This window comes from Klebsiella sp. 4_1_44FAA (assembly GCF_000238715.1).
Lineage (GTDB): Bacteria > Pseudomonadota > Gammaproteobacteria > Enterobacterales > Enterobacteriaceae > Klebsiella > Klebsiella pneumoniae.
The window spans coordinates 83208-87564 of sequence record NZ_JH414802.1 but is presented as its reverse complement, the minus strand read 5'-3'; the positions used below and the strand labels follow the sequence as shown (position 1 = coordinate 87564).

Annotated in this window: 4 protein-coding genes and 1 pseudogene; 1 reads left to right on the top strand and 4 read right to left on the bottom strand. The window is 57.2% G+C overall.

Annotated elements, in window-relative coordinates:
- From HMPREF1024_RS10010 to HMPREF1024_RS10025, 4 genes are all read right to left on the bottom strand, one after another.
- Nucleotides 1-329, bottom strand: a 329-nt coding sequence (locus tag HMPREF1024_RS10010) for an IS5/IS1182 family transposase (RefSeq protein WP_009308913.1), incomplete at its 3' end; no start/stop codon positions are given.
- Between the two features lie 148 nt (nucleotides 330-477).
- Nucleotides 478-1428 (bottom strand): phosphoglycerate dehydrogenase, encoded by a 951-nt coding sequence (locus tag HMPREF1024_RS10015; RefSeq protein ID WP_004179770.1) that lies wholly within the window; start codon nucleotides 1426-1428, stop codon nucleotides 478-480.
- An 85-nt stretch (nucleotides 1429-1513) separates the two neighbouring features.
- Nucleotides 1514-2398 carry a dihydrodipicolinate synthase family protein gene (locus HMPREF1024_RS10020; protein ID WP_004179772.1) on the bottom strand — a complete coding sequence of 295 codons (885 nt, stop codon included), beginning with the start codon at nucleotides 2396-2398 and terminating at the stop codon, nucleotides 1514-1516.
- Between the two features lie 14 nt (nucleotides 2399-2412).
- Nucleotides 2413-3561 carry an iron-containing alcohol dehydrogenase gene (locus HMPREF1024_RS10025; RefSeq protein WP_009308912.1) on the bottom strand — a complete coding sequence of 383 codons (1149 nt, stop codon included), beginning with the start codon at nucleotides 3559-3561 and terminating at the stop codon, nucleotides 2413-2415.
- A gap of 174 nt (nucleotides 3562-3735) precedes the next feature.
- Between HMPREF1024_RS10025 and HMPREF1024_RS10030 the strand changes: the two are divergent.
- A pseudogene (locus HMPREF1024_RS10030) lies at nucleotides 3736-4332 on the top strand (four-carbon acid sugar kinase family protein); the annotation flags it as partial.
- Nucleotides 4333-4357 lie beyond the last annotated feature (25 nt).

The following is a 4357-nucleotide window of genomic DNA, read 5'->3' as shown; positions in this document are numbered from 1 at the left end:
GGCGGAAATTCATGAGTGGTGGTGCGATCCGGCAGGGCGCTATCCAGGGATAATCGGGCAAACAGGCGCATGGAGGCGATTTCGTACAGGGCATCTTCCATGGCACCGTCGCTCAGGTTGTACCAATGCTGCATGCAGTGAATACGCAGCATGGTCTCCAGCGGATAGGGCCGTCGGCCATTGCCCGCCTTGGGATAAAACGGCTCGATGACAGCGGTCATATTCTGCCATGGCAGAATCTGCTCCATGCGGGAGAGGAAAATCTCTTTTCGGGTCTGACGGCGCTTAGTGCTGAATTCACTATCGGCGAAGGTGAGTTGATGGCTCATGATGTCCCTCTGGGATGCGCTCCGGATGAATATGATGATCTCATATCAGGAACTTGTTCGCACCTTCCTTAGCTGTCGTGTTCATATATTCGGCTCTAAGTAGATGTTCGTTATATTGGTGGGAATGGCATGCTTCCCACCTCGTTATTTACAGCGAATTCATAATGTTTTCAGGTCGTTCACCACGACAGACGCAGGTAATAATATTGTTGACGCAGCGCGCGCTAATATTGCTAATTGCGCCATCCGTATATCCAGCAATATGAGATGTTGGCGCAAAATTCGCCAGGGTAAATAAAGGGTGCGTCGCGCAAGGTTCCTCGAGAAAAACGTCAGCTGCGGCTCCGGCGAGGTGTCCTGATTTTAGTGCTTCATACAACGCTTGTTCATCAACAATACCGCCTCTGGAAACATTGATCAGGAATGCCCCTGATTTCATCTGCTGTAGCCGGGCGGCATTAAACATATTTTCAGTTTCCGGGGTTAAAGGGGTATGCAGGCTAATAAAATCACTTTGCGCCGTCAGGGTATCCAGTGAGACATATTCAATCTGGTGTTGTTGTGCAAATTCTCTGTCTGGCCAGGCGTCGGTGGCGAGCACTCGCATATTGAATCCGCGCGCACGTCGCGCCACTTCCTTACCGATATGGCCTAAACCGACGATCCCCAGGGTTTTGCCATATACATCAGTGGCAAAAATACGAGGCCAGTTGCCTGCTTTCGTTTCACTGATTGCCTGATAAATCTGGCGGGCAGTATTGAGAATTAAGCCAAAAGCAAAATCGGCCACCGCATGCTTGTTGGCATCAGGAACGTTAGTGACAAAAATTTTGCGCTGACGTGTAGCGTTAAGATCGATGTTATCCACACCAACGCCGTGTTTGCAGACAATTTTTAACCTCGGGGCCTTTGCCAGCAGCGATTCATTGATGTCGGTGAAGGCGACAATCATCGCTATGGCATCAGGCAGATGCTGAGCCAGCATCTCTATAGAGGCATCGGCAGGCAACATGACCAGTTCAAGATCGGCCTCTTTCAGTGCCGAAATGGGCGCATCGTCGTATTTGGCGAATGAGGGCGAGGTGCAAATTACTTTCATAACCGTTTCCTGTTTACTGGCGACAATGAGCGTCGCAAATACAAGACCTTGCCCCAGCCAGTGATGGCCGGGGCGGATACGTAAATTAGTGAAGGTAGGTGTTAATGATATTTTTAATCTGCTGCAGCTGGTGGTCACTAAACTGCACCGCGTAGCGGCTGTCGCCCACCTCGTGACCCATTAGCTGCAGGGCTTTCTTCACCGCCGCAGGCGAGAACGCCACTTTATACAGATCGGTGCGCAGGCCCGTTACCTGCTCCTGGGCCTGGCGCGATCCGGCGATATCCCCGGCGTGAAAGCGCGACCAGATGGCGTTAATTTCAGCGGGGGCGACGTTGGCAAGCCCCGAGATGCAGGCCGAGCAGCCGTCGACAAATCCCTGATGGATAAGCGAGTCCGGCCCGTTCAGAACGTCGAAACCGTCGATATCGCGCACCGCGTCGAGAAAGCCTTTCAGGCTGTCGTAGCTGCCGGCGCTATCCTTAATGCCGACGATATTCTCGTGGCGGGCCAGCTGGCGCGCGGTCTCCGGGGCAATAGTATTCCCGGTGCGGGCGGGAATGTTGTAAAGAAAGAGCGGGACGCTCAGCGCGTCGGCGATCGCCGTATAGTGGTTAATCAGCTCTTCCTGCTTCAAGGGCACGAACCACGGGGTAATGGCCGATACCGCGTCAACTCCGAGGCGGGCGATCTGCTGGCCCAGCCGGCGCGTCTCCCGGGTGGAAACCTCCCCAATATGGGCCACCACCGGCGCGCGACCGGCCGCCTCTTCCACGCAGGTTCTGGCGACGGCGATCTTCTCTTCCTCATTGAGGACAAAAAACTCGCCGTTGGTGCCGCCGCAGAAAATACCGTTGCCTGCGGCGAGCTGGCGCTGCACCTGCTGGCGTAGCGCCGGCAGGTTAAGCGCTCCCTCGGCGGTAAAGGGAGTGACAATGGCGGTGAGTACGCCGCTAATAGCTTTCCTCATTTAACTTTCTCCTGTTAGGCATGTTCTGGATACAGCGTTTGGTAGATGGCCGCGATCTCTTCGCGGCTGACGCTGCATGGGGCATTGTTCATCAGGCGTTTGACGTTTTGCGCCGCTGCGCTGAGGGCGGAAATACTCTCCTGAGGCACGCCTAGCGCGGCCAGGTTGTCCGGCAGCGGCAGTCGTTTGACCAGCGCCGCCAGCCATGCGACCAGCGCATGGGATTTCTCTTCCGCGCTGAGCGTGCGATCTGCATCGGGGATCAGGTCCCAGACTTGAGCGAACTTCGCCACCGCGTGAGGGCGGACCACCCGCATGCAGGGCGCCAGCAGAATGGCGTTGGCCACCCCGTGCGGCAGGTGCCAGGTACCGCCAAGCGGATAGGAGAGCGCATGCACCAGGTGAGTGCCGGCATAGTTGATCGCTGCGCCGCCGTACCACGAGGCCCAGAGCATCTCCAGCTTCGCCGTCAGATCCTGCGGCTGATTTACCGAACGCTCGATATGGCGTACCAGCTTGTGTAAACCGATTAACGCGGCGTTATCGCTCACCGGGTTGGCGACGGTGGAGGTAAAGCACTCCAGCAGATGACACAGAGCATCGATTCCGGTCGACGCCGCGATGCTGGGCGGCATGCTGGTGGTCAGCTCCGGCAGCAGGGCGACATAGTCCGGAAGCAGCACCGGGGAGATGATCCCCACCTTCGTCTGCTGCTCGGGGATCGCCAGAATGGCGTTCGGCGTCGCTTCGGATCCGGTGCCCGCGGTGGCCGGGATTAACAATGAGCAAATTCGTCGTCGCGGCTGCTCGCCTGCCAGCAGGGACGTCAGCGAGGGCGCCTCAGGGTGCAGAAGTACTGACAGCAGTTTTGCTACATCCAGTACGCTCCCCCCGCCGATACCAACGACCATCTGCGGCTGGCTGGCGCCCAGCTGGCTGACGATCTGCGTAACATCGTGATGGTTGGGCTCCGCTGGCACGCTGTCAATGACCTCAACTTCACGCCCTTCAGCCGCCAGCAGGCGATGAATCGCCTGGGTTGCCTCCAGCGCCCCGACGTTCTTGTCGGTCACCAGCAGGATTGAGGTTTTACCGGTCAGCAGCGGGAGCAGGGCCGATGAGGCGCCAGCCCCGCTGATGATTGTGCTGTGTATCGTCGCCACGCGTTTCTCCTTGGTAGTAATTGATTGAATTCAATCATTCATAAATCTTGCTACTCGTCTGATGGGGAAAAGTTATAATTTATACGGCAACTTAATAACTTGAGCTTGCTCACATTTAATCATATATGATTGAATATAATCAATTTAAGATTTTATCGACTACAAGGCAGGACAATGAACGACGGCAATAACAGAGTGCTGGTGCTGGCGGATGACTTTACCGGGGCCAATGACGCCGGGGTCAGCCTGGCGGAGGCGGGTATGTCGGTGGAAGTGGCCTTCACCGCCGGACAGCCATCAACCGCCCGGGCATTAATTCTCAACAGCGACAGCAGGGCGATGACCGCCGCCGCGGCGGCGGACAAGGTCGCCGCTCTGCTGCGCGGCGCGGCGACATTCGTCCCGCACTGGCAGGTAAAGAAGATCGACTCCACGCTGCGCGGTAATCCCGGCGGCGAACTGGAGGCAATGATGGCGGCGCAAGGCTGCCGGATGGCGGTGGTGGCCCCGGCTTATCCGGCAGCCGGGCGGCATACCCGGGACGGGCGCTGCTATGTGCATGGCGTGCCCCTCGATCAGACCGAATTTGCCAGCGATCCGAAAACGCCGGTGAGCCGGGCGGAGATTAGCGAAATTATCGCCATGCAGAGCCGTCTTCCCTGTCTGACCCTGAACGCTGGCCAGCTTCCGGCGGCATTAGCGACGGCGGGCGAGAAGAAGCGAGTGTTGATTGTCGACGCCTGGGAAGACAGCCATCTGGACCAGGTGATCGAGTGGAAGGACTGAGTCGGAGACA